At 36.3% G+C, this 24005-nt stretch carries 25 protein-coding genes; 8 read left to right on the plus strand and 17 right to left on the minus strand.

The window, feature by feature from the left end; translation table 11 throughout:
• Window positions 1–20 precede the first annotated feature (20 nt).
• Genes mblB through ACR1PO_RS13745 form a run of 3 tightly spaced genes read left to right on the plus strand, consistent with a single transcriptional unit; the run spans window position 21 to window position 4048 of the window.
• Window positions 21–1181 (plus strand): anti-phage 6A-MBL system MBL-fold protein, encoded by a 1161-nt coding sequence (gene mblB / locus ACR1PO_RS13735; RefSeq protein ID WP_302712836.1) that lies wholly within the window; start codon window positions 21–23, stop codon window positions 1179–1181.
• Entirely contained in the window at window positions 1162–3426 is a 2265-nt protein-coding gene (gene cap2-3 / locus ACR1PO_RS13740) for an anti-phage 6A-MBL system cap2_3 protein (RefSeq protein WP_433987115.1), read from the plus strand. The genes mblB and cap2-3 overlap by 20 nt, the downstream gene beginning before the upstream one ends.
• 1 nt (window position 3427) lies before the next feature.
• Window positions 3428–4048, plus strand: a complete 621-nt coding sequence (locus ACR1PO_RS13745; protein ID WP_433987116.1) for a hypothetical protein — start codon at window positions 3428–3430, stop codon at window positions 4046–4048.
• 16 nt (window positions 4049–4064) lie between these two features.
• Here ACR1PO_RS13745 and ACR1PO_RS13750 read toward each other — a convergent pair whose 3' ends face one another.
• Together ACR1PO_RS13750 and ACR1PO_RS13755 are read right to left on the minus strand one after the other, a co-directional pair.
• Window positions 4065–4901 (minus strand): hypothetical protein, encoded by an 837-nt coding sequence (locus ACR1PO_RS13750; protein WP_433987117.1) that lies wholly within the window; start codon window positions 4899–4901, stop codon window positions 4065–4067.
• A 140-nt stretch (window positions 4902–5041) separates the two neighbouring features.
• Window positions 5042–6373, minus strand: coding sequence for a hypothetical protein (locus ACR1PO_RS13755; RefSeq protein WP_433987118.1), 1332 nt, complete (start codon window positions 6371–6373; stop codon window positions 5042–5044).
• 960 nt (window positions 6374–7333) lie between these two features.
• On the opposite strand from ACR1PO_RS13755, the gene ACR1PO_RS13760 reads away from it, so the two are divergent.
• Window positions 7334–7915: a Crp/Fnr family transcriptional regulator gene (locus tag ACR1PO_RS13760; RefSeq protein WP_332385910.1), complete on the plus strand. Its 582-nt coding sequence runs from the start codon at window positions 7334–7336 to the stop codon at window positions 7913–7915.
• On the opposite strand, the gene ACR1PO_RS13765 is transcribed toward ACR1PO_RS13760, so the two are convergent.
• Together ACR1PO_RS13765 and ACR1PO_RS13770 are read right to left on the minus strand one after the other, a co-directional pair.
• Complete coding sequence (locus tag ACR1PO_RS13765) at window positions 7916–8944, minus strand: LLM class flavin-dependent oxidoreductase (protein WP_433987119.1); 1029 nt, start codon at window positions 8942–8944, stop codon at window positions 7916–7918.
• A 440-nt stretch (window positions 8945–9384) separates the two neighbouring features.
• Window positions 9385–9765, minus strand: a complete 381-nt coding sequence (locus tag ACR1PO_RS13770; RefSeq protein ID WP_332385913.1) for a winged helix-turn-helix transcriptional regulator — start codon at window positions 9763–9765, stop codon at window positions 9385–9387.
• A 128-nt stretch (window positions 9766–9893) separates the two neighbouring features.
• Between ACR1PO_RS13770 and ACR1PO_RS13775 the strand changes: the two genes are divergently transcribed.
• Together ACR1PO_RS13775 and ACR1PO_RS13780 are read left to right on the plus strand one after the other, a co-directional pair.
• Entirely contained in the window at window positions 9894–10685 is a 792-nt protein-coding gene (locus ACR1PO_RS13775; RefSeq protein ID WP_433987120.1) for an SDR family oxidoreductase, read from the plus strand.
• Between the two features lie 21 nt (window positions 10686–10706).
• Window positions 10707–10967, plus strand: a complete 261-nt coding sequence (locus ACR1PO_RS13780) for a hypothetical protein (RefSeq protein WP_433987121.1) — start codon at window positions 10707–10709, stop codon at window positions 10965–10967.
• A gap of 196 nt (window positions 10968–11163) precedes the next feature.
• On the opposite strand, the gene ACR1PO_RS13785 is transcribed toward ACR1PO_RS13780, so the two are convergent.
• From ACR1PO_RS13785 to ACR1PO_RS13840, 12 genes are all read right to left on the minus strand, one after another.
• A complete protein-coding gene (locus tag ACR1PO_RS13785; RefSeq protein ID WP_433987122.1) occupies window positions 11164–12750 on the minus strand; it encodes a Na+/H+ antiporter in 1587 nt (528 codons plus the stop codon).
• Window positions 12751–12831: 81 nt separating this feature from the next.
• Window positions 12832–13365 carry a dihydrofolate reductase family protein gene (locus tag ACR1PO_RS13790; RefSeq protein WP_433987123.1) on the minus strand — a complete coding sequence of 178 codons (534 nt, stop codon included), beginning with the start codon at window positions 13363–13365 and terminating at the stop codon, window positions 12832–12834.
• 71 nt (window positions 13366–13436) lie between these two features.
• Window positions 13437–14171, minus strand: a complete 735-nt coding sequence (locus ACR1PO_RS13795) for a DUF6597 domain-containing transcriptional factor (RefSeq protein WP_433987124.1) — start codon at window positions 14169–14171, stop codon at window positions 13437–13439.
• 87 nt (window positions 14172–14258) lie between these two features.
• On the minus strand, window positions 14259–15041 hold the full coding sequence (locus ACR1PO_RS13800) for a hypothetical protein (RefSeq protein WP_433987125.1): 783 nt from the start codon (window positions 15039–15041) through the stop codon (window positions 14259–14261).
• A 368-nt stretch (window positions 15042–15409) separates the two neighbouring features.
• On the minus strand, window positions 15410–16105 hold the full coding sequence (locus tag ACR1PO_RS13805) for a VIT1/CCC1 transporter family protein (RefSeq protein ID WP_332385919.1): 696 nt from the start codon (window positions 16103–16105) through the stop codon (window positions 15410–15412).
• An 83-nt stretch (window positions 16106–16188) separates the two neighbouring features.
• Window positions 16189–16566, minus strand: a complete 378-nt coding sequence (locus tag ACR1PO_RS13810) for a hypothetical protein (protein ID WP_433987126.1) — start codon at window positions 16564–16566, stop codon at window positions 16189–16191.
• 54 nt (window positions 16567–16620) lie between these two features.
• Window positions 16621–16938, minus strand: a complete 318-nt coding sequence (locus tag ACR1PO_RS13815) for a low affinity iron permease family protein (RefSeq protein WP_433987127.1) — start codon at window positions 16936–16938, stop codon at window positions 16621–16623.
• Between the two features lie 212 nt (window positions 16939–17150).
• Window positions 17151–17558: a cytochrome C gene (locus tag ACR1PO_RS13820; protein ID WP_332385922.1), complete on the minus strand. Its 408-nt coding sequence runs from the start codon at window positions 17556–17558 to the stop codon at window positions 17151–17153.
• A 5-nt stretch (window positions 17559–17563) separates the two neighbouring features.
• A complete protein-coding gene (locus ACR1PO_RS13825) occupies window positions 17564–17836 on the minus strand; it encodes a hypothetical protein (protein ID WP_332385923.1) in 273 nt (90 codons plus the stop codon).
• Between the two features lie 2 nt (window positions 17837–17838).
• On the minus strand, window positions 17839–18831 hold the full coding sequence (locus ACR1PO_RS13830; protein ID WP_332385924.1) for a cytochrome c: 993 nt from the start codon (window positions 18829–18831) through the stop codon (window positions 17839–17841).
• Window positions 18832–18842: 11 nt separating this feature from the next.
• Window positions 18843–20594 (minus strand): cbb3-type cytochrome c oxidase subunit I, encoded by a 1752-nt coding sequence (locus ACR1PO_RS13835; protein ID WP_433987128.1) that lies wholly within the window; start codon window positions 20592–20594, stop codon window positions 18843–18845.
• A gap of 123 nt (window positions 20595–20717) precedes the next feature.
• On the minus strand, window positions 20718–20930 hold the full coding sequence (locus ACR1PO_RS13840; RefSeq protein ID WP_332385928.1) for a hypothetical protein: 213 nt from the start codon (window positions 20928–20930) through the stop codon (window positions 20718–20720).
• A 131-nt stretch (window positions 20931–21061) separates the two neighbouring features.
• Between ACR1PO_RS13840 and lgt the strand changes: the two genes are divergently transcribed.
• Window positions 21062–21898, plus strand: a complete 837-nt coding sequence (gene lgt / locus ACR1PO_RS13845) for a prolipoprotein diacylglyceryl transferase (protein ID WP_332385929.1) — start codon at window positions 21062–21064, stop codon at window positions 21896–21898.
• A gap of 78 nt (window positions 21899–21976) precedes the next feature.
• Here the strand turns inward: lgt and ACR1PO_RS13850 are convergent, their stop codons facing one another.
• On the minus strand, window positions 21977–22732 hold the full coding sequence (locus tag ACR1PO_RS13850) for an SDR family oxidoreductase (RefSeq protein WP_332385930.1): 756 nt from the start codon (window positions 22730–22732) through the stop codon (window positions 21977–21979).
• A 685-nt stretch (window positions 22733–23417) separates the two neighbouring features.
• On the opposite strand from ACR1PO_RS13850, the gene ACR1PO_RS13855 reads away from it, so the two are divergent.
• Window positions 23418–23846 carry a cold shock domain-containing protein gene (locus ACR1PO_RS13855; RefSeq protein ID WP_002981005.1) on the plus strand — a complete coding sequence of 143 codons (429 nt, stop codon included), beginning with the start codon at window positions 23418–23420 and terminating at the stop codon, window positions 23844–23846.
• The last annotated feature ends 159 nt before the right edge of the window (window positions 23847–24005 follow it).

A 24005-nucleotide genomic window follows, 5' to 3' on the forward strand; every position in this document is an offset into this window, starting at 1 on the left:
ACAAGTTTATAACAATTTTTATGCAGAACGCAACAATAAAATATTATCCCGTAGGAAACGGAGATAATTCATTAATCACTCTTGAAGACAAAACAACTATTATTGTAGATTGTAATATCAGAAACTGTGTAGACGATATCTTTGATGTAAAGAAAGATCTTTTAAAAAATCTTCAAAAAGACAATGGAATTCCATTTGTTGATGTTTTTATATTAACTCATGGAGATCAGGATCATTGCAGAGGATTTAAAACCCATTTTTACCAAGGAGACCCAAGAGATTATTCAGATGAAGATAAAAAGAATAATTTAATCCGTGTTGATGCAATGTGGTTTTCACCAATGATTGCAGAAAAGCATACTAATGAAGATGAAGATGCATATCAAAAAGAAGCAGAGAGAAGATTAGAACTTCACAGAAAAGGCTCTCCACAAAAAGATAAGCCCGGTAACAGAATCAGAATCATTGGTTATGATGGAAATAAGGACTATCAGGACTTAAATCACTTAAGATCTACTCCCGGAACCGTTGTTTCTCGCTTCAATGATAAAGACCAGAAGTTATTTTCTGTTTTTATTCATGCACCTTTTAAAGAACACTTGGAATCAGAAGGGGATGACAAAAAGAATTCCACAAGCATTGTGTTTCAGGCAAGATTTAAAAACAATGAATATCAACAAGACTTTTCAACATTAGCAATGTTCGGAGGAGACTCCGATCATACATCATGGGATATCATCTTGGACAAAACCAAGAAACATAATAACAGTAAGGCCTTGGAATGGGATTTATTTCTTTCGCCACATCATTGCTCTTGGTCATTTTTTAATGATCGTCCTCAAAACGAAAATCCAACTCCTAAAAAGACTTCTTTAGAAGCGTTGGATTATAGAAGAAATAATGCTAAAGTTATCGCATCCAGTAAAAAAATATTGGATGACGACGATAATCCACCTCACTATGAAGCAAAAAGTGAATTTGTTAAAAAAGTGGGTTCTTCTAATTTTTTAAACACTTCTACATACGAACTTATTAATAAAGTTCCTCAGCCTATCGTTTTTGAAATAACATCGTTAGGAGTAGTTAAGCCTAAGCAAGGAGAAGGCACAGCAAAAGCTGCTGGAACTGCAGCATTAGGAATTGTAAATACTACATCTAAATATGGAAGTCATGACATATAGCAGCACCCTGCAAAAATATTCCGGAGAAATAGAGAATCCTTATTTAAAGGATTCTCTAGCTTCGCTGGCGCGTTTAGCAGGAAGAAATCTTGATATTTTAGACTGGGGAAATCAAAGAATTGCAGTTCCGTTCGAAATTAATGTTGATCTTCCAAGTTTGGGCACTTATGGAAATATTGACATCAGACACATTGAGCCAATATTAATCGTTTTCAACATTATGGATTATCCCGAAAAAAGCCCCAGTATTTATACGGATAGACTTGATTTTCCAAAAAATAGTTTAGCTCATTTATATATCGCAAATAACAATCGACCACCAGCAATTTGTTACGTTCGGGAAAATGCTGATGAGTGGTATGCAAACAAAAGAATTAATGACGTAATTATTCGGATTAGTAATTGGTTCAGAGCAGCTGCGGTTGGTGATCTAAGTGAAGATGGAGATCAGTTTGAACCTTTACGACTTGAAGCATATTATAGTACTATTTTGTATGATTATGATATGATTGTTAAAAAAATAATTGAACAAAATCCTTTTCCTGTAAGCCAGAATTTATCTATCGCACAGTTCGAACAAATTAATCATGAAAATAAAAGATCATATAAATTTATAAGTCAACTGACTCCATCAAACTTTAAGTCATTGTTGAACGAAATCCAAGAAAATCATGAAAAAAATAAGGAAGATAAATCAAAAAGAGACTTATGTCTAGCATTTGTATTATGGAATGATGAAAAAGACGTAAGTGCAAAATATGAAATTAATCTTCCAAGAACTTGGAAAGATTTTGTAGTATTTTGTCAAAAATACTACATTTCTTATGAGCATTTAGAAAAACTAATCACAGAAGGCCCTTTTTTACCTTTCCCAGTCATCGTAGGTATCAAACGTCCCAAATCAATTATAGGTTACGCTCATGATTTTGAACTGTTAAATTTTGAATTCAATATCTCTGAAAATGACATTGTAGATGGGAAAATTTCTGGAAATTTTTCAATAAATATTTTATCGCACAATCAATTTTTAACAATACAGCAAGCTGAAAAAATTTCAGATTTTAAAAATGATTTAGGAAGAAGTGTTGTGTTTGGGTGTGGTGCACTTGGGTCAAAAATAGTAATGCATTTAGCCCGAAATGGTATTATAAAGCTAACATTATTAGATCCTGACGATGTATCATCACACAATTTAGTTAGGCATGCGCTTTTCGCTGATAGTATTGGTGAAAATAAGGCAAACGCATTAAAAAAGAAGATTAACGAATTGTATCCAGATCAAGAAACAGAAGTACGTTCAGGAGTTTCATTTAAGGACGGATTAATCTACGAAAAAAAGACTTTCGAAAAGTATGAATGGGTTTTTGATTTTACAGCATCTGAAGCATTTTTCAATAAACTTTCAGTATTACGAAGTCTTTCATCCTGTAAAATTGCAAGTGCATCAATTACAGATCATGGAAATTTAGGTTTATTATACAAAGAGGGAGTAAATAGAAACCCAAGAATTGATGATCTTCAAGTCTATCTACATTCTAGTGCTAGTGATATACCTAAAATTTCTGAATGGCTCAATAGAGAACAATTCGAAAATTCTAATAATTTATTAGTAAGAGTTGGAATAGGATGTAATTCCGAAACTACATTATTATCAGATGAAAAAGTGTCATCTCATGGAGCCTACTTTACTGGAGTATTAAAAAGAGAAATCACTTCATACACTGAAGAAGGGAAGATCTATATTCATAGAATTACAGATGACAATCATTACAAAATTGAGACAGAAGAGATGAATATTAAACCCTTTGACGTTTATTCTGCTGTGAATAGTGATTGGGAGATTAGATTTAAAAATGAAATTCTTGATTATGTTAAAAAGCAGGCAAACAAAGCAGGAAAAAGTGAAACCGGAGGTGTTTTTCTAGGACAATGCAATCATAAAACAAAAACTATTTATGTAACAGATCTACTTGAAGCACCGTCTGACAGCAAAGGAAATTCTTCAATTTTCCTTAGAGGATTTAAGGACTTATCAAATGAAATTGATCTAATTAACAAAAAAACAGGTGGTCAGATCGGATACATTGGAGAGTGGCATTCACATCCTGAAGGTCCTGATTGTCTCAGTTCAACCGATATGCAACGTGTCGGGGAACACAAGATAGAGCTAGAATCATTAAGAACACCATTACCAGTATTTCTATCGATAATTACTCCAAATGGTTTTTACCCATATATTTTTTAATATGCAAAATGAAGTTAATTTAAAAAGTAAAAACACAACGTTATTGTGGGTGTTTTTAGCAGCAAACATTATAATTATTCTGACTTTAATTTTTCCAAAGTTTCTTGAAAAATTTGATGTATTATTATGGACAAAAACAATAGGAGCAAGTATAGCTCCTATTATATTATTTTTACTAAATGGGTTATTATCTAGTCATCAAAAAGCAATTATAATTTTTTGGAAACTACAAGATCCTTTACCCGGTTCAATGGCATTTTCAGAATTAAGTAAAAAAGATTCGAGAATTGATGCCAAACAACTAAAGAATACATTTGGAAACTTACCAAAAAAACCATCAGAACAAAACAAACTTTGGTATAAAATATACAGAAAAAATTCTACTAACGCAGTAGTAGTAGATAGCCATCGAGCTTTCTTGTTAGCAAGAGATCTGACATCATTAAGTTTTTTACTAATGTTTTGCATGGGAGCTTTAGCACTTTTTTTTATTCTGCCAGTATATAAATATTATTACATGCTATTTCTAATCATGCAATATTTTGCAAACTTGATTAATGCTCGTAATAGAGGAAAAAGATTTGTAACAAACGTTCTTGCAGTTGAATCGACTGTTTTGTAATTGAAAATTTTAACCTTTAGTTAATATATTGTAAATATTCTTTGAAACTTAATATAGAATACTGGTCTGTATTTTTTACAGCATCACTGATCGCCTTATCAGAAGAAACAAAATATAATTTGTTACAATTTATTGTTTTAATCCCAGTATTCAACATTAATTGTATATCCCAAAGAAAATTGCTTCGACTATCTTCAAACATATTAAAATCACTGTTAATAACATTTTCAAATACCTTTTTATATAAAGTTATATATGCCGGAAAAAATTTCACAAACTCTATTGACATATCTCTTAACGTATTAACATCTAAAGATGTTGTAATTATATTTTCTTGTTGTAAGAGTTTATGGACTATTGCAATATAACCTCCTGCCAACTCCAATGAAGTTTCTTCAGATCTAATTTTATTAAGTAGTTTTGTTCTTTTACTCTTATCGTTCTTAAAGATATTCCAATCAACACTATCTAGATCATTATGCTTAATAAAAGATAACATAGTATTTGCAAAAACATTTTCAGCTTCCAATACATGCATCTTAATAAGATTAAGATTTTTTTGAAATTTTGTGAATATATAATTCGTAGGTTCCTTCGCAAGATGAAAAGCAATTTGTACAAGAGCCTGATAAGATTGTTCCTGCCTAGGAAGCATTTTATTAAAAAAGGACTTTGCAATTAGCATTTCCGGTCCAGCTAACATTCTATATGTCTTACCTTCATCCTGACTACAATGTAAATCCATCGCCTTTATTGCTTTTAGGCACTTATCAAATGCTGGATCATTTTTATCAGCAACATGCGCAAGTAATTCTTTTGCAACAATTGGACTTAATAAAGTTCCTATACCCAATCGCCTCTCTTTACTTTTAATTTTTTCAATATAGTTATCTAAATCATTATAATTTTATCTTGAACAAGATATCGATAAGCATTGGTATCAAAAATAACATTTTCCAAATGATATAATATTTTTATATAAATTTATTATTACTATTTTTTAGTTGGGTTTTCCAAAGGATGAAAGGCTGCTACTCTACCTGTTTCTAATATATGAAGAGCATAGTGGTTTCCATTAAAATATAAACTTTTATCACCATATAATCTAAAATCCTTGCCCTCTTTTAGTCTTTCATTAATTTGTGGAGTAAGACGATCAATAGCAATCTTCAAGATCCTTTTGATATCTTCTTGAGTATATTGAAATTTAGTTTTGGTTTCGTGATGTCCTTCGATTGCAAGTTCATCACAATGTCTCAAGTAAATATGTAAGAAACCTTCATAATCCCAATATATTGGTTTTTCCATATGAAAATATACAAGGCTTTCATCCTGAAACTGTACAGTTGACTTCATCAATTCTTTATATATTTCAGGATATTCCGTTTCAAAAACTTCTAATTTTTTATTCGTTGATCTTTTAATTTCATATTTGATAGCTTCTATTCTTTGCTCTCTTCGAGATTTTAAAAGATCATTAAATTCTGATAGTTCTTCGGGTTTAATTATTTTTGAATTAAATTTAGCTTCTAATTCATAAAGTCTGACAATTGACTTTAATGAGCCATCTGGATTCAAACTGTGTTCTTTTATAATATCAACATTTTGGGATTCAGGATCAAAAAATATTGACAATGCACAAAATCTCGCCCATTCATCATCGATTAGCTGTTCACCATGTTTAACTTTTTGGCCATATAACCAGAAAAAAGCACTATTAGGATCAAAATCTGTGGGATCAAAATTTACCGTAATTGTATTAGGAATTTCTTTTCTTCCTGGTTGGTCATAGCTTTTTACTTTTGGTAGATTAGTTGTTAATATCTGATATACATCACTTGACCTAAATCCTAATTCTTTTAATTCTATCTTTTGTTGTATTGTTAAATCTTTTTCTTGATCGCAATCAATTTTTATCAAGCCATCAGTTCTCTGAGTAGTATTTTGAGTAAGTAAGCTATCAAATTGCTCTCTTTCAGATTTTAAATATTTAATTATGCCTGATATATTTCTTCCGAATTTTTTTGCGCTTTCAGAAAATTTGTGAAACTCAATTGAAATATATTTGTCGTACTGACCATACATTGCGTAAAGATCTTCAGATGAAAATTGAAATTTTTCTTTTAGTTGATCATTAATATCTTTTTGAAATTTTTCTGTTTCAACCTTATACCATTCTATTTTTGCTTTCAGCTCTAATTTTTTAATAGTTTCGCTCTCTGGCAATCTTTTCAATTCTTCAATTGCACTCAATGATAGCCCATCAATCATATCACTTAACAAGTATAATGATCCATCAGTTATTTTATGTTCAATTCCAAACATGCACTATAGTTTTCTGGTTAAATATCAAATTTATAAAATTCTATTAAAATCTTGCATAACCAAAGTACTAATTTTAAAGAGATTACATTAAATATTCATCATTGTAAAATTCTGTTATTTATTTTTATAATAAGCGGAACTTTAATGTAATCATAAATACTACAAAGTTCCAATTCTAATAAAAAATTAAGATACAAAGGGAAATTTGAAATAAGGAACAACGAACGACAAGCGTTTTGAAGAAACGAGCAGTCTGAGGAAGTGACGACTGAAAAATTTAATGTATAGTAAAAAGCTTTTAATAAATAGTAAGCATTAAATACTTAACAATCATTCAAAAGTTGTTTTTTTAAAAAATATGCTTACTTTTAACATCGAAAAAACAGGGTAAAGAAAATCTGAACAGCTTATTAAGCAGGGTTTTAAAAATCTGAACAGTTTTTTCATTTTGAGTTAGAATAAACTCGTAAAAATCCATCTCTGAAATTTTAGAGATGGATTTTTGAATTAGTATATTTTTATAGTTGATATCTCTTATTATGTAGATCTGATAAATAATACTGTCTTATTTTATTTCCTAATAGTAATTTTTTTAATCTCATTCTCCTTTTTACAATTATAGCAACATAGCTTATTCTGAAAACATTTAATAAATTATGATACTTTTTAAGCGGCTTTTCTTGATTATTAATTTTGGTAATTGCATCATCTATTAAGCTTTGTATATTATGATATTCTTTAAAAGGAATTCTCAAGATATTTATTCTATTTTTCAAAGCATATCTATTTGAGTTTTTGATTCTATAAATCGCTTCTATGGAATAAAGCATTTTAATTACAATAATAGAAGTTTGTCTAATTATAATATAGTTGGAGAAGGTCAGGAGAAGGTTAGATTATTCTTAACAATCTTGATTGTAATGATAACTTTCAGTATATTTATATTTACAATTACAACTAATGTACGACACTTTAATTGAATACATCAATTCCCGGGTCTCCAGACCCTTAGCAGCTAATGAAATTAACATTATAAAAAATAATTTTGTTCCTTATAAACTCAAAAAACGGGAATTCTTTTTGCATGAAGGGGATGTAAGCAGTTATATGGGATTTCTTGCTAAGGGTTCCATGAAAAAATACAGTACAGATATTAAAGGTACCGAACATATCATAAGTCTTTATATTGAAGGCTGGTGGGTGGGTGATCGTGAAAGTTTTTCAAAGCTTTCACCCTCTTCCTTCAATATTGAGGCATGTGAAGATGCTGATTTATTGGTCTTAACAAAACAAGCCGGAGAAGAAGTATTCACACTTCCTATCATGAATGAACTTACCCGTCATTTGGACCAAAATTATTCTTTCGCCACTCAGAAAAGAATCAATGCTGCCATAAGTATGACAGCAGAAGAGCGATATAATATGCTCATTGATAGCTACCCTGAGTTTTCGCAACGATTTCCACAGCATCTGATTGCATCATATTTAGGTATTACGCAGGAAACGCTGAGCAGAATTCGATCCCGAGCGGTCAAAAAATAATCATGCTTTATTGACAATAGGAATTACCTTTGTCCCAATTAACTCAATCGCCCTAAGCATATTATCTTGACTCAGTCCGGGATTATCCATCTGAAATGTAAATCTTGATATACCGCCTAACGCCTCACTATGCCGTAAAATCTTTTCTGCAACTTCTTCTGGATCGCCAATAACATAAGCTCCGGCAGGAGCAGCCTGAACTTCAAACATATCCCGTGTAGGAGCAGCCCACCCTCTCTCCTTTCCAATTTTACCCATCATTTCCTGGTAACCAGGAAAATAGATATTTTTTGCTGTAGTTGTTGTATCCGCCACGAAGCCCAGCGAATGTAATCCTACTTTAAGCTTTTCCCGAGGATGCCCGGCTTTTTCTCCGGCTTCATAATATAAGTCTATCAATGGACGAAAACGATGCGTTTCGCCTCCGATAACAGCCACCATTAATGGAAGTCCCAGGATTCCGGCCCGCATAAAAGATTGTGGAGTTCCTCCTACTCCTATCCAAACTGGCAATTGTTCCTGTACCGGTCTCGGATATACTGCCTGTTGTTTCAGTTCAGGACGGAATTTCCCGCTCCAGGTCACAGTTTCATTATCACGGATTTCAAGAAGCAATTTAATTTTCTCTTCAAAAAGAGCATCATAGTCCTGAGTATTGAATCCAAATAAAGGAAACGCATCAATAAATGATCCCCTCCCGGCTACAATCTCAGCCCGGCCTTTGGAAATAATATCCAATGTTGCATATTCCTGAAATACTCTTACAGGATCAGCCGCACTAAGTACTGTAACAGCACTTGTCAGCCGAATATTCTTAGTCCTCGCTGCCGCTGCTGCCAATATTACTGCCGGAGACTCATCCAAAAATTCTTTGCGGTGATGTTCTCCAAGCCCAAAGACATGTAATCCGGCCTGGTCTGCAAACTCTATCTTTGACAACAAATTTTCCATAGCTTCAATATTTTTCTCTGGACGCAATAAGCCATCATACGCACCGGTAGCAATGAAGCTATCTATTCCTATTTCCATTCTAATTGATTTTGTATTATGAAATTTCCCTTATATAAAATATGATCTAATTTCCATTTTTTGAAGCTTTAAAACGATGACCTATATCAAGAAAAGTCTGGTGCTGTATGGTTAAACATTTTGCTTCCCCTAATCCTTATCAATACAAAACTTCTACTACAAATTATGAAGCCACATAAACATAGGTTCCAAAGAAAAATAAATTTAAAAACTAAAAATCAAACACATACACTCAAAACATCATCCAAATCTGCAAAAAAATGATTTAATGTTCCAGCCAGCAGTTCACCAAAATCCAAACGGTGCCATTTTTGATTTTCAGAGGCTTTTGTTTTTAGTAAGTTAAAAAATTGCCTAATTAATAATTTCACACTTAAAAAGCTCAAGTCATAACAGATATAAGCGTATTTGAATACTCAATAAAAAAAAAAAGAGAAACTTTAATTCTCTTCTGTACCTGCAGATCCCTGAATTCTCTTAATAATCAATTTTCTTAACCGATCTTCGTGCTGATCACCCCACTGTCCCAAAGCACTTACAACAGGAATCAGACTTTCACCAAAATCAGTTAAGCTATATTCTACTTTTGGAGGAACAACGGGATAAATTTTCTTGGTAACCAGCTCGTGGTCTTCCAGCTCTTTTAGCTGAATGTTTAAAACCCTCCGTGATGCATCCGGGATCTTACGCTGCAATTCACTTGGTCTTTTATGTCCCTGATAAATAAACCAAAGCAGGCGTATCTTCCATTTGCCGTAAAGTACTTCACCAATCAGATCAAGACCGCAATTTAAGTTCGGAATTATTTTTCTCTCATACATAATGTAAAATTAAGCCTATGTTCCCATTTGCACAATAGGGGAATAATTTATCCCTATATGAATCGTAATTCCGTACTTGTCCGAGCTGTTTTTATACCTCAATTTTGTCCTATAAATAATTCTTAAAAATGGAACAATTTAATTACAACAATGAGTTATCAGGCAAAATTGCATTGGTGACAGGAGGTACAAAAGGCACCGGAAAATCAATAGCAGAAAGATTGCTGCAGGCTGGTGCAACGGTTATTATTACCGCAAGAAATGCACCTGAGCAGGAAAACAGCAATCTGCATTTCATTGCTTCCGACCTGAGCACAGCAGAAGGCTCACAAAAAGTAATCAGCGAAGTGCTTACGAACTACGGAAAACTGGATATCCTGATCAACAACCTCGGCTCTTCATCAACACCTGCCGGTGGATTCTATGCATTAAGTGATGAAGACTGGGAATCAACCCTGCAGGCCAATTTGCTTGCTCCGGTTCGGCTGGACCGAGGATTTTTACCACAGATGATTGAACGAAAAAGTGGTGCTATCATTCACATCGCTTCAATTCAGGGTAAATTGCCTCTTTATGATTCTACTTTGCCTTACGCAGCTGCAAAAGCTGCCTTGAGAAACTACAGTAAAAGCTTGTCCAACGAAGTTACCCCTAAAGGTGTCCGGGTGCTGACTGTTTCACCAGGCTGGATCAATACGACAGCTTCGGAAGCATGGCTGGGAGAAATTGCAAGAAATTCGAACAGTACGATAGAAGAAGCGCAGCAGGGTGTAATGGATGCATTGGGTGGAATACCTTTCGGAAGACCTGCCGAGCCGGAAGAAGTAGCGGAATTCGTCGGTTTTCTTGTTTCACCAAGAGCCGGCTATTTAACAGGAACTGAATATGTAATCGATGGCGGAACAGTACCAACAATTTAATCATCCCTAACAACAGAAAATATGAATTTACCAAAAGTAATCACCGAACTGGTAAGAGCACAGAACAATTTCGATAGTGCTGCCTATGCCGAATGTTTCACGGAAACAGCTGTAGTCTTTGATGAAGGCAAAATCCATAACGGAAAAACAGAAATTGAAAAGTGGATTGACAAATCCAATAAGGAATATAAAGCACGATGGAGCCGCTGGATTATATCGAAAAAGAAAATATCCTATCAGCGGAAATTTCAGGACCATTTCCGGGCAATCCGATCATTTTAAAATTTCATTTTGAAATTAATGACGGAAAAATTCAGCAATTAAAAGTGACAGATTAAAAGAGATTCTGTATCAGAAAATGACGTACTATAAGAATCATTTTCCTATTCTCTGAAATGATGTCCAATAAAGTATTGTTCATAAAAAGAGTCTGTTTCACGAGTTGTGAGACGGACTCTTTTTTAACTTAAATTATGAATTAAACAGTATATCCTTTCATATTCAGTCTTTCCTCCTGCAAATCCAATATTCTGAGATGTTTTCGGATGATATTTTCATCCAGTAACAGTTCTTCGCGGTTTTTATTGATAAGCCAGTTTCTTTGGGTGTCGAGAATGTCAATATAAATATGTCTGTATTCTTCGTAATTTAAAATAATTTCAGAACTGCTCAACTGATTTTCATATTTCTGTAACTGATCTTTTAACGCCGGAAAACTTTCTATTTTATCAGCATAGTCGCTCCGGATTTTATCAAGCGCTACTTTTGCCAGACTATTCTGAATGTCATAATCTATCTCTTTCGCACTTCTTATGAAATCGCGGTCTACCGGAGGAAATTTCTTAAGTAAAAAAGGAAGGGTAAGCCCTTGTAAAAGCAGTGTTAACAGGATTACAATAAATGTAATAAACAGGATCATATTTCTTTGAGGAAACGGAGACCCATCATCTAAAGTCATAGGAATGGAAAGTGCTGCTGCCAGGGACACTACCCCCCGCATACCGGTCCACCCAATAATCAGAGGAGTTTGCCAGCCCGGTGACTGAGGATCAGCAACGGTGATAAAATTCCTCATAATCAAGGTGGTCAACAGTGCTCCATATCCTGCCAAAATCCGGACAATAATCAACACTATAGTAACTGCAATTCCATACCCTATCGCAGTATAAATATCTGTATCACCTAGACCGGAAACAATTTCCGGTAAATCTAAACCGATAAGCATAAAAACAATCCCGTTCAACAGAAAACAAAGACTTTCCCATACCGTTACGGTACGTATTCGGGATGCACTGCTTAAAAAATCATGACTCCGGTAAGAAAGAAACAGTCCTCCGGTTACCACTGCCAGAACTCCGGATGCGTGCAGCTGTTCTGCAGCCAGATACATAGAAAACGGTGCAATGAAAGTCAGCAGAATATCTATATTTGAGTCGGTAGGTAACATTTTATGGATTTTCAGAAAGACATATGCAATCGCAAGCCCGATTCCAAGGCCTCCCAGGCACATCCATACAAAACTTCCTGCTGCTTCATGCCAAACAAACTGTCCGGTTGCAGCAGCAATCATAGCAAACCTGAAAATAATCAAAGAAGAAGCATCATTCAGCAAACTTTCACCTTCAAGAATGGAAGCCAGTCTTTTCGGAACCTTTACAAATTTCAGAATGGCTCCGGCGCTAACGGCATCAGGTGGAGAAACAATCCCGCCCAATAAAAAACCGAGAGCCAGAGAAAACCCCGGAATAAAATAATTGGCAAAAGCGGCAACCGACAATGCGGTAAAGAAAACAACTACAAAGGCAAAGCTGAAGATAATCCTGCGCCATCTCCAAAGTTCTTTCCATGAGGTTGACCACGCAGCTTCGTACAGTAATGGAGGTAAGAAGATGATAAATAGTAATTCCGGCTCTACTTTAATGGATGGCACCCCGGGAATAAAACTTATGATAAGCCCGGCCACGACCAGTAAAACAGGATATGCTACCTTAATCTTATTAGCCAGCATGATAAGCATCGTAATCAGGAAAACCAGGAACAGATAAAATTCAAAGTCTTTAAGCATAGGAAAAAATTTGGATACTTAAATATATATCAAATTTTAAAAACTATACCTTTACTTATCGCAGCCTCATCAGAAAAACTGTTATTTTTTTCGCTTGTACTGCAGCTGTACCAACCCGGTTTCAAATGTTTTTGCTGTAATAAATTCAATTGAGCTTTCAGGCCGGCCGTCTTTAAAAAGCTTTGTCCCGTTGCCTAATAACACCGGAATCACCGAAATAATAAATTCGTCTATCAGATCATGCTTCAATAATTCATTTATTATTTCAGCACCACCGTCACAATATATATTTTTTCCTTCACTGGATTTTAAATGGTTAACCAATTCTGTAATATCTCCTGTATAGAAAGTCGTTCTGCCCTCTTTCGGCCTTGCTGTTCTTGTGATTACGTATACATCCCGTTGCCCGTTGTCATAATGAGATGAGCCGATTTCTTTCAGTACATAATCATAGGTTTTTCTACCTATAATAATGGTATCAATTCCGGAAGTAAAGTCCGCATAACCGTAATCCTCACCTTCTTTTTCAACTATCTTCAGAAAGCTCAGGTCATCATTAGGTTTTGCGATGTAGCCATCTAAGCTCATTGCAATGAAAAGTGATAATTTTCGCATCGGTTTTGATTTTAATATTGAAGCAAATTTACTTCTATACAACGATCTGTACTTTGTAAAAATACGACACATTAAAGCAATGAGGGCGCAAGTCCAGTATTCTTCTTGATTTCATTGGTAAGATGCGAATGATCATAATAACCGCATTCAAACGCAATTTCCAATAAGCTCCGGCTTTGATTTGAATTTTTGATCAAACTCATAGCATGCTGAACCCTGATAATATTTGAATATTCTTTGGGTGATAATCCGATTAGTTTTTTAAAATTCCGCTCCAGTTGTCTTACCGTCGTAAAATGTATTTTGGCCAGCTCGTTACTCCTTATGTTTCCATTGCTTGAATGTATATGATTAAGTACTTCCTGCAGCCGGATATTTTTGCTTTTGAGTCTCCCGGAAAAGAACTGGTCAAAATAATGGAAAGGATTGTCAGATGTTTTATCAACATTAAAGGAATTGGCTTTTTCAAATTCAACAGTGGCATTTGTTAATTCATTTTGTGAGGCAAAGCTGTAAAAATTTGTAAAAGTGGCAGGTTTCAGGCATACTCCTGCTAAATGGGTTTCGCTGTCGATAAAGCTATCTTTAAAAGAATTCATGGCACCAACTACATAAGTTTTTCCATATTCCATTGAGAGCAATCCGTTATCCGTTAAGCATTTATTTCCCAAATTTATGAGTATACCCGCACAGCCATCAGGGAAAACCCTTTCCCATTGCCTCTCTATTTCATTTCCCCTCAATTCCCAATAGAAATGAATAAAAGGTTCTAATTCCTTACAAGGCTTTATTTTTTTGTACTGCATGGTTTATATTGTTTTTTCACAATAACACTCCGTTTTTTATAATTACTTCCGTACAAAAGCTTCAGGTTTCCGCTTCAATTTGTTTAGCTAGTGTTTGTTTTCTATTTCTTCAAAATACCTCATCACTTTTTCTTCAGTGTTGTTTTGCAAATGTACTTTACTGCCAAAAAGTTCTGCCCTTAGATCTCTATATAATGATACTGCGTTTCTCAAACTTTCCAATAAGGATTGTCTGTTATAATCCGGAATGGTAAGTTTCAATTTTTCAAGATCAGGAGTATCTAAAGCAGTTTCCACTTTTCTCACACCGCGAGGTAAATTTCCGTTTTTTATGTGGAGTAACGGCCCCAATACAATCATGCGCAGAAATCCCATAAAGTCATATGCTTCAAAATATTCTCCACGTCCTATTTTCAGTAATGCATAATGAATCCAGGTCCAAAAACGATCCTCAATCCACTGATAATCCGGATAGGGAAACCCGGCTTCTGTATGATGAATGATGTTCGCAAGTTGTCCACCCTTATCAATGAGAAGAGTTGGGGTTTCAATACGGCTCTGAAATTCTTCAGGGGTTAAAAACTTGATATCCACGTGCAAAAGCGGATTGTCATACAGGCATATCAATAATCTCGGCTCTCCCACGTGTTCTCCGGTAAACCCTGACAAAAAATCTCCCAGCTTTCTTGCATAGCCAAGCATTAAATTCTTATCGTCAGAAATTTTTTGTCGGGTTACAAGAATGAGATCCAGGTCTGAAAATTCATCTATTTCACCGGTAAGCCAGGAACCCGCAACAGCTAAGCCAATAACATTTTCGTCCGGTTCTAAAATCTCTTTTGCTCTGTTAGCGAATTCTTGTTGTATCATTTATTATCAGTTCTCTTTAAGTTACATGTAAGCATAAAACCAGCTTTTTGCAGTATATTTTGATGCCTTTTAAATATACAAAAATATCCCTTTTGCAGATTATTTCTAAGCCAAACACAATGATAGACTGTTCATGATCAATTTCAACGGCTGAAAAGATTCCGGTTTTTTCACAATTTCGGAAAGATAATCGGTTGGGGTTGGTCTATTGTAGGTGAAACATTTACTTCATAAGCAGCAATATCAATAGGTATTCAAAAATTCCGAAACCCTGTCTTAAAAATCCTTAAGCAATCAACTGCCGGGAAGTCTGAATGCGAATTGCCGTAATATTCTCCAGAGCAAAAGCTACACGGACATCACAGCCTTTACGCTACACTAACCCCAAAAATACGGCCCACCAATGCTGTAATTCCCATGGCAACAGTTCCCCAAAAACAAATCCTCAATACTGCGATTTTAATATTTGAACCTCCGGCTCTCGCAGAGATTGCTCCTAAAAGCATTAGGAATATGATTGAAAACCCATATTGGAAATACACCATTTGTTTAATAGGTGCCAAAAGGGAAACCGCAAACGGCAATAAAGCCCCTACCGCAAATGAACCGAAAGAAGCCATCGCCGCCTGCAAAGGTTTGGCCTGTGTGATTTCGTTTATTCCCAGTTCGTCGCGGGCATGTGCTCCCAGGGCATCATGTTCAGTAAGTTCAATTGCTACCTGCATGGCCGTTTCTTTGGTACAGCCTCTTTTTTCATACACTTTGGCTAATTCTCTGAGCTCTATCTCCGGCATTTGTTCAAGTTCAAGCTTTTCGCGCATCAGATCTGCTTTTTCCGTATCTTCCTGAGAGCTTACGGAAACATATTCACCTGCGGCCATAGACATTGCTCCGGCAATCATACCTGCCAGCGCTGCAAGGATAATAATATGCCGTTCGGGCTCTGCTGCCGCAACTCCAATAACAATACTTGTGGTGGACAATAACCCGTCGTTGGCTCCCAATACGGCAGCCCGGAGCCATCCTACCCTGTTTACATAATGTTTCTCCAGCTGATGATGCATAACTTTTTGTTTTGATAGCACGTTAAAGTTACCAAATGTTTCGTCAAGAATCGTTTTAAATTAAGGCATTTAGGATAAAGTCTTTATATTTTGAAAGACTTTTTTTGTGATACTGATCTTATTATAAAAATCCAGTAAACAATGAATGTTACTTCAAGAATAAAGTCTATCATATAAGTCCATCTGATTACGTCATGTATATAATAATAAAGATCAATTCCAGCGAGTCCGGCAGAACAGAGTATAATGACCAGCATAACCAAAGCACTCCGCCTTATTTTCAAAACATATAAAATAAGGAAAACATAAGGTAAAATCAGCAAGCTGACCGTTTTCACCAGCCATATATCCGTCTTGGGACCAGTAATTTTCAAAAAGCTTTCAAGGTGAACAAATGGCCATACTGCGGTAAGCAGAAAATAAAACATCTGAACATAGGCCACTAAATATTTCTTTTTCATGAAGCATGATATATTAGGTCCATTTTCAATACATAATCCCTTACCCTGGATCGTCTACTTATATCTGGGGCAATTCATCTGCAGATTTTCCGGCCGGTTGTTATCCGGTATATATTTCTCTCTGCGCTGTTTTTCAAGATCTTCATAGAATCTGTGAAGCTGGCTCAGCTCATCTTCTGTAAGGTTTTCTGTTTCCCTGTCCTTATCTTTACTTGCAGCCATCAGTTCATCAAGCTTATGCTGAAGCGTTTTTATTTCTTTATTCTGTGTATTCCGGATAAAAAGTACAGCAAGTCCTGCAATACCTAAAAAAGCACTTCCTTTAAAATACTCCCGCCAATCCGGCCATCTGTCTAAAATATCTTTTATCATAATTTTATTTTAAAAATTTATTTAAAAACAAGTCATACAGATTACTCCATATGACAAGTTTCAACATTAATCTATAAATCTATGCGAATCAGAAGAAGATCTTCCGGTTTTCAATTTTAACAGTATTATTTCCTTCCAGCATTTTTATTGTTCCTATGGCTGTTTCTACACAAAGCCCGCTGAAGTTGAGCAATTGTTGTATTACACGGCAATTACTGAATATTGTAACTTGTTATTTCATAATAGAGTGCCCACGCTGCAAACACGATGACAATAATCCATATCCAGAAAGGAATGGTTTGCGGTGTTTCACTCCCATTGATCAGGAAGCTTTTCTGGTTCCCTTTGTCATACGCATTGATCATCAGAGAAAGCGTACCATCTACCACATCTTTATTTTTAAGGCCTTCTATCCGTATTGCAGGGCCATTGGCAACGGTAAACTGTATGTTTCTGATACCTTCTCTTCCGGATGGCGAATGGCTTACGATCTTAAGAGTATGCTCTCCGTCAGTGAGCTTTTTGGTATCCAGATCAAAAACAATAGGGGTGTCCAGCTCTGCAATGGGAGCCGGATCGTCATCGATAAATAAAAAAACTTTGCTTTTATCTTTTGTCATGATCTTTAATTTTCACCTGAAAAAACGGAGTATTTAATATGGGATTTATCTTTTTCTCCTGGTTTGAACAAGTATTTTGCAGAAAGGATAAATGCCAGTACTGTTATCAATATGACAAATCCTACGATAAACCAGTCCCAGTTACTTTCCGGGCCGGTTCCGTGGGTAAAGTTTCTTGTTACTTCGGGCTGCTGAAGTTTACAGGCATCACAGGCAAATGCATAGACTGTAAAGAATATTCCAGACAGGACAGCTATCTTTTTTAAAACATTTCTCATTGTTATTTTATTTTATCCATTATTGTTTTTACTTCTTCAGCGGTTACCTTTTTGGCATTGTTTCCCCAGCTGGTCCGCTCATGGTTCATAATGGCAGCTACATCTTCAGGAGTGAAGTTGGCATTGGTACCCACAGGCGGCATGGTCGCAAATTCCGGCCTCGGATCATAGCCTTTCATGATGATGGTGACATACAACTCAAGGTCTCCTCCTGTAACCACAGGGCTTCCTTTCAATGGTGGAAATGCTCCCGGAACCCCTTCTCCGTTAGCCTGATGGCAGCTTGCACAATTGGCGGTAAAGAGCGAACCTCCATCCGGTAAATTAGCATTTCCTCCCTGTGCTGCGCCTTCTTCTTTTTTCTGTTTATAGAGGAATGCAGGAACAATAGATTTATCCGTATAATCCGTTTGTTTCAGGGATTTCAGATAAGCTACCAGCAGAAGGGCTTCAGGACCCGCAACAATTTTTTTGTACCTGGGACGAAATTTTTCAGGAACTTTCACCTCAACATCTCCAGGCTGAAGATAATCCCTCTCTATAAAAAGCCAGGGATAGGCAGGCATCACAGATTCTTCAACGGCAGCTCTCGGCTGATAGAGATGAATCAGATGCCATTCTGCACTGGGCTGTCTTTCCCCGATACTGGTGAGATCCGGCCCGGTTCTCTGGGTGCCCATCAGATTGGCTGTGTTTCTCCAGAAATCTGTCCGGGTATTGATGGCAAAATCCGCCGGTATGCTTGGTCTTTTTCCGAAAACATTATCCATTTCGACATTTCTGACCTGCTGGGTATGACAGGCAATGCATCCGTTATCTATATAAACCCTTTTACCGGCCTGCTCCTCTTTTGTCAGAATTTTAGACTGTCTTGGTAAAGGCTTATTGATCTTCTGGTTCTCCAAAGCAGGGAATATGGCAATGTAAAGGGTAAGTGAAACAAAAAGTAAAAGTGCAGAGCCGAAAAGGATTCTATGGTCGTTTAAAAATATCATGATGCTGATCTTTAAGTGTTAAACTCTGTATTTCCAAACTGTTTCTTTGCGGCCAGAATTTCTGCAGGTGTCCTGGGAACTCTTACCTGATTTTCTTTTCTTACCATCCTGTAAAAATTATAAGCGAAAATCAAATGGGACAGCCACATCAATGTTCCTCCGATAGCTCTCCAAAGCCAGAAAGGCGCCATATTGATCACCCCTTCAATGAAAGGTTTTTTCTTGATCCAGAGTTCTCCTGTCTGCGTTCCGCCAATCATTAAAGCAATAACATAAAACAACAGCCCGATCAGTGCAAACCAGAAATGGATTCCCACTAAAAGCTTCGGAGGTTCCTTTCCTGTAAGCCGGGGAACCAGCGTATAGAAAAATCCCCAAAGCATAAATGTGATGATTCCATACATGGTAAGATGTGAATGCGCTACAGTAAAATCCGTAAAATGCCAGAGGAGGTTGGTATACCTGAAAGCTTCCACCGTTCCCTGGAATGATCCTGTAAAATAAAATATGATCGCCATGAAGTAAAACGGAAGTGTGTAGCTTGTCCTCAGCTGATACCAGGCTCCATTAAATGTCAGAAGGAAGTTGGCTGTACCCGCCGCCACAGGAATCAGCATCCCTGCACTTGCAATGATAGCTGTTGTCTGCAGCCTCCATGGGATGGCACTGAAAATAAAGTGGTGGGTTCCGATCAGGGTATAGAAAAAGGTATGGGTCCAGAAAGCCAGCACGCCTAAGCTGTAAGAATAGATAGGTTTATTCAGCTGCTGTGGTAAAAAATAATACATCAGTCCCAGGTTGATCATCATGAACCACATTCCGATAGCCTGATGCATATAATATCCCTGAATAATGGTCTCTCCTACCCCGTCCTGCCAGATAGGAATATAAGCGATAACTATTACAATAACAATAAACATTGTCCCTGATACAATATACCAGTTAGATAAATAAATTTCTTTGGTTTTTCTGTGTGCAATGGGTTTAAAGAAATTATGCAGTGAGAGCGCCACTCCTATCCCGAAAGTAATCATGATCGGCCAGATATATTCCCGGTATTCTCCCCCGCCGTTATTTACTCCTGAAAGTACGGAAATTGTTCCGGCAAGAACAGCTGCATTGACCAGAATAAGAGAAAGATACCCCTGTTTTATATTAAATTTCTCAACATTGCTTACCCGCGGTATCACATAATGAGCGAAACCCAGCATCCCCAGAGATGCCCAGCCCCAGAATACAGCATTGGTATGACCCGGCCTAAGCCTTCCATAGCTGAACCAGCTTGTATGCTCTATATCCGGGGCGACCAGTTTTATACCTGCATATAATCCGAAGGTTGTCCCCAGCAAAAGCCAGAATATGGCTGTTCCCAGAAAATAAAGAATCAGGCGGCTCAGTTCAGGAGAAATATATTTCTGAAATGAAGATGTTCTCCTTTTGGTGGGAAATACCCTTAACTCTTCAACAGAATTGATGTTTTGTACAACTCCTTTTGTATCTGCAGGCGGCAGGGTACCTGAAAGACCATTTTCCGGAAGGCCGAAACTGAGCTCTTTTTCCCGTTGTTCATAATCTTCTACTTCTTCAGGAGAAAGATTTTCTATTTCTTTTTTTCTCTCAGTAAATTCTTTCCGCCTTAATATTTTAGCATAGATGGATAAAAACTTCAGAACCACAATGATAAGGCCGGCTACAATGACCATCAAAGTAAGCAATAAGGTAATCTGTATTCCTGTTTCTTTAAATAATGAGATATCTGCCATAACAATAGTATCATGGGTTAATAAGTCGTGATGTCCCGGTTTATATCTTAATAGAATTCTTTACTGATCTCTTTTTTAAAAGAAATCTATCCCGCTTTAAAACGTTAATGGCTGTAAATACGATTATTTACTTCTTTTAATAGAATCTACGTCATACGCAGAGCTGTCCACCGTAGGAGTTTGATCTGCCGAATCCGGTGAAATCTGGGCAGAGCCGGAGGTAAGACTGTCAGATGCCATAATGGTATCTGTATTGGTCCGTTGTGTCTGAGGTTCTTTTTTGCAGCCGACGACAAAAAGGCCGGCAAGCACAATGAATGATACAATGAATTTCATATAATTAAATTTTGTGGTGTGTGTAGGTTCAAATGTAGACAACATACTCCTAACGCTTTATGACTCAGATCATAGAACTCCCGGACAGTAGTGTTTTTCCCGGAAAATCCTATTTTCCTATCTTTGCAGCAATGAATTTATTATATATCAACTGGGACATCAATCCCGAAATCGTCAATATCCTGGGAATTCCTATCAAATATTACGGATTACTGTTTCTCGCAGGGCTTGTTTTGAGCCTGAATATCTTAAAACGCATCTATAAGAAGGAAGGTCTCAGCACGCAGGCCCATGAAGCTTTATTCTCCTATGCACTGATAGGAATTCTGGTGGGAGCCAGATTGGGGCATTGTCTTTTTTATGATTTTGATTATTATTCTCAGCATCCGCTTGAAATATTTTTACCCATTCAGAAAGGTCCGGACGGAAGCTACCACTTTACAGGATTTGCGGGTCTTGCCAGTCATGGCGGCGGTATCGGTCTGGTGATTATGCTTCTCATTTATGCGAGAAAATATGCTATCCCATTTATGACCGTTCTGGATGCAATAGCCATTGTACTTCCGTTGGGAGGTACTTTCATCAGGCTGGCCAATCTTATGAATTCTGAAATTATCGGAGTTCCTACTGATGTTCCGTGGGCTTTTATATTCCGTCAGACAGATGATCTCCCGAGACATCCGGCCCAGCTTTATGAAGCGATTTCTTATTTTATTATTTTCCTTGCTGTGTATTTCATTTACAGGAAGAATATCTTTAAAATCGGAAAAGGATTTTACTTTGGAATCAGTATCCTGCTGATCTTCATTATGAGAATTCTGATAGAGTTTATCAAGGTAGATCAGGTAGAATTTGAGCACGGAATGATCCTTAACATGGGGCAGCTTCTGAGTATTCCATTTGTTCTTCTTGGATTATTCTTTATTATCAAAAGTATACTGGAGAAGGGAAAGATTAAAACCGCTTGATTTATTATTTCTTTACAAATAAAAACTCACTGAAAGCTGTTTTCAGTGAGTTTTCTTTTTAATGGATTTTACAAAATATTATCTTGTTGTATATCCACCATTGGCAAAAATGGTCTGCCCTGTAATCCACCAGCCTTCTGTCACCAGAAATTCTACCAAAGGAGCAATATCTTTAATATCTGTCAATCCTCCCAACGCGGATGCTGATTTATGATAAGCTACGGCATCATCCGTTTCCTGCCCGTAGAAGAAAGGAGTATCCATTGGGCCGGGAGCCACTGCGGTTACGGAAATACCTCTGGCTCCAAATTCTTTGGAAGCTGCCCTTGTAAAATGCTCTACCGGTGCCTTTGCCCCTGCATATGTGGAATACAACCCGGTGTAAGCCGCCAGCAATGATGTAACGATCGTACAGATTTTCCCATGGTCATTCAGCTTTTTACCGGCTTCCTGCAAAAAGAAATAAGCGGATTTTGAATTGACATTGAACATGATGTCATATTCTGCTTCTGTAGTTTCTGAAAATGGTTTTTTAAGCACCATTCCTACAGTATTGATGGCAATATCGATTCCTCCGAAACGGGTAATGGTTTCATCAAAGAACTTTGTGATATGATCTACTTTGGTAAGGTCTCCCTGGAATAAAAATGCTTCTGCTCCCAGTGCCTGTACCTCAGCCAGTGTTTTTTCGCTTTCTGCTTTTGAGCTTTCACTGTTGTAATGGATGGCCAGTTTTGCGCCTTTTGCAGCGAAATCCCTGCTTAATAATCCTCCCAGGTTTTTACCGCCTCCTGCAATTAAAACAACTTTTCCTTTTACATTTTGTGTTGACATTGTTTTTATTTTTAAATGTTAATGAGACAAAGATGGATAATAAAAACGGCCTCAACATGGTGAAATTTTCGGAAATTTCATTTTCCTGTGCTATACAGAAAAAAACATTTACTATTTTTATGTAAACAATAGTTGTTCAATAGAATGCTATTTACCAGCCAGATACGTCCTGAGAGTATCTTTTTAATTTAAACACCCGGCTATAATTCCCAAACTCATATCAATTTTAGGCATAACATTTGATACCTTCCTCCCGTATCACGCACCACCACTTCATTTTTAATATATTTTTTTATAATCCTCAGGTTTCTGGGGATTTTTTTGTAAGATTATTACCACTTTACGGATACGCTTACATGTACAGCATAACGTATCCTGCAACACTATTTCTGATAATCAATCATTTAAAACCTGATTATTCATTTTATTGTTGTATATTTGTACGTAATAAACCGAGTCACTACTTTGTTTTCTGTAACGACGCGAATATTTTTATTCAGTCTTTGCCTTTTGAGCAGCCATATTTTTAACTTTTATTCTTCTATTAAGAACAATACTTGTCGCGAATTTTAAAGCTCTGTATGATTGAAATATCCAGGACAGGAAACATCGGCGGGCTTTATAGGTCTCATGCAGGCCAGATTGAACCGATTAATTTATAGAAACTAAATACTAAAAATAATTTATGGCAGATTCTTTTTCTAAAAAGGAAAATTTCAAGAAAAAAATTCAAAAGCAAAAAGAAAAGGCGCTAAGACGCGAAGAACGTAAAACGAACAACAACAAAGGGAAAGACATGGAGGATGTATTCATGTATGTAGATGAATTCGGAAGATTAACTTCTACTCCCCCTGAACAGAGACAGGAAGTAAACCTTGATGATATTCAACTGGGTGCAGCTCCTATCATTGAAGAAGATCCAAGAAAAACAGGAATTGTTACGTTCCTGAGTGAAAAAGGATATGGTTTCATTACTGAAGATAACAGCAAAGAAAACATCTTTTTCCACAACAATAACTGTGCAGAGCCGGTGAAAAAAGGAAACAAAGTATCTTTTGAAAAAGAGAAATCTCCTAAAGGATTTTCTGCTGTTGAAATACAGCTTGTTAAATAATACGTACCTGTAAAAATGTTTCTGTGTTAAAAGCAGATCCGTTTTAAACTATACACAGAGAGACTGTCCTTGCGGACAGTCTCTTTTTTTAGGGACATATAAAAGTTAGATTCTAACGCAATATTCTTGAATTATTTCAAATATCCTTACAGGCCCCGT

This window comes from Chryseobacterium amylolyticum (genome assembly GCF_051011775.1).
GTDB lineage: Bacteria > Bacteroidota > Bacteroidia > Flavobacteriales > Weeksellaceae > Chryseobacterium.

Excerpts from the sequence above, each read along its gene's own strand:
- ACR1PO_RS13815 (WP_433987127.1), bottom strand. The coding sequence starts at position 16,938 with ATGATAAAAGATATTTTAGACAGATGGCCGGATTGGCGGGAGTATTTT.
- ACR1PO_RS13835 (WP_433987128.1), bottom strand. The coding sequence starts at position 20,594 with ATGGCAGATATCTCATTATTTAAAGAAACAGGAATACAGATTACCTTA.
- ACR1PO_RS13775 (WP_433987120.1), top strand. The coding sequence starts at position 9,894 with ATGGAACAATTTAATTACAACAATGAGTTATCAGGCAAAATTGCATTG.
- ACR1PO_RS13795 (WP_433987124.1), bottom strand. The coding sequence starts at position 14,171 with ATGCAGTACAAAAAAATAAAGCCTTGTAAGGAATTAGAACCTTTTATT.
- ACR1PO_RS13810 (WP_433987126.1), bottom strand. The coding sequence starts at position 16,566 with ATGAAAAAGAAATATTTAGTGGCCTATGTTCAGATGTTTTATTTTCTG.
- lgt (WP_332385929.1), top strand. The coding sequence starts at position 21,062 with ATGAATTTATTATATATCAACTGGGACATCAATCCCGAAATCGTCAAT.
- ACR1PO_RS13760 (WP_332385910.1), top strand. The coding sequence starts at position 7,334 with ATGTACGACACTTTAATTGAATACATCAATTCCCGGGTCTCCAGACCC.
- ACR1PO_RS13830 (WP_332385924.1), bottom strand. The coding sequence starts at position 18,831 with ATGATATTTTTAAACGACCATAGAATCCTTTTCGGCTCTGCACTTTTA.
- ACR1PO_RS13800 (WP_433987125.1), bottom strand. The coding sequence starts at position 15,041 with ATGATACAACAAGAATTCGCTAACAGAGCAAAAGAGATTTTAGAACCG.
- ACR1PO_RS13840 (WP_332385928.1), bottom strand. The coding sequence starts at position 20,930 with ATGAAATTCATTGTATCATTCATTGTGCTTGCCGGCCTTTTTGTCGTC.
- ACR1PO_RS13855 (WP_002981005.1), top strand. The coding sequence starts at position 23,418 with ATGGCAGATTCTTTTTCTAAAAAGGAAAATTTCAAGAAAAAAATTCAA.
- mblB (WP_302712836.1), top strand. The coding sequence starts at position 21 with ATGCAGAACGCAACAATAAAATATTATCCCGTAGGAAACGGAGATAAT.
- ACR1PO_RS13780 (WP_433987121.1), top strand. The coding sequence starts at position 10,707 with ATGAATTTACCAAAAGTAATCACCGAACTGGTAAGAGCACAGAACAAT.
- ACR1PO_RS13770 (WP_332385913.1), bottom strand. The coding sequence starts at position 9,765 with ATGTATGAGAGAAAAATAATTCCGAACTTAAATTGCGGTCTTGATCTG.
- ACR1PO_RS13755 (WP_433987118.1), bottom strand. The coding sequence starts at position 6,373 with ATGTTTGGAATTGAACATAAAATAACTGATGGATCATTATACTTGTTA.
- ACR1PO_RS13850 (WP_332385930.1), bottom strand. The coding sequence starts at position 22,732 with ATGTCAACACAAAATGTAAAAGGAAAAGTTGTTTTAATTGCAGGAGGC.
- cap2-3 (WP_433987115.1), top strand. The coding sequence starts at position 1,162 with ATGGAAGTCATGACATATAGCAGCACCCTGCAAAAATATTCCGGAGAA.
- ACR1PO_RS13825 (WP_332385923.1), bottom strand. The coding sequence starts at position 17,836 with ATGAGAAATGTTTTAAAAAAGATAGCTGTCCTGTCTGGAATATTCTTT.
- ACR1PO_RS13820 (WP_332385922.1), bottom strand. The coding sequence starts at position 17,558 with ATGACAAAAGATAAAAGCAAAGTTTTTTTATTTATCGATGACGATCCG.
- ACR1PO_RS13745 (WP_433987116.1), top strand. The coding sequence starts at position 3,428 with ATGCAAAATGAAGTTAATTTAAAAAGTAAAAACACAACGTTATTGTGG.
- ACR1PO_RS13765 (WP_433987119.1), bottom strand. The coding sequence starts at position 8,944 with ATGGAAATAGGAATAGATAGCTTCATTGCTACCGGTGCGTATGATGGC.
- ACR1PO_RS13805 (WP_332385919.1), bottom strand. The coding sequence starts at position 16,105 with ATGCATCATCAGCTGGAGAAACATTATGTAAACAGGGTAGGATGGCTC.
- ACR1PO_RS13790 (WP_433987123.1), bottom strand. The coding sequence starts at position 13,365 with ATGCGAAAATTATCACTTTTCATTGCAATGAGCTTAGATGGCTACATC.
- ACR1PO_RS13785 (WP_433987122.1), bottom strand. The coding sequence starts at position 12,750 with ATGCTTAAAGACTTTGAATTTTATCTGTTCCTGGTTTTCCTGATTACG.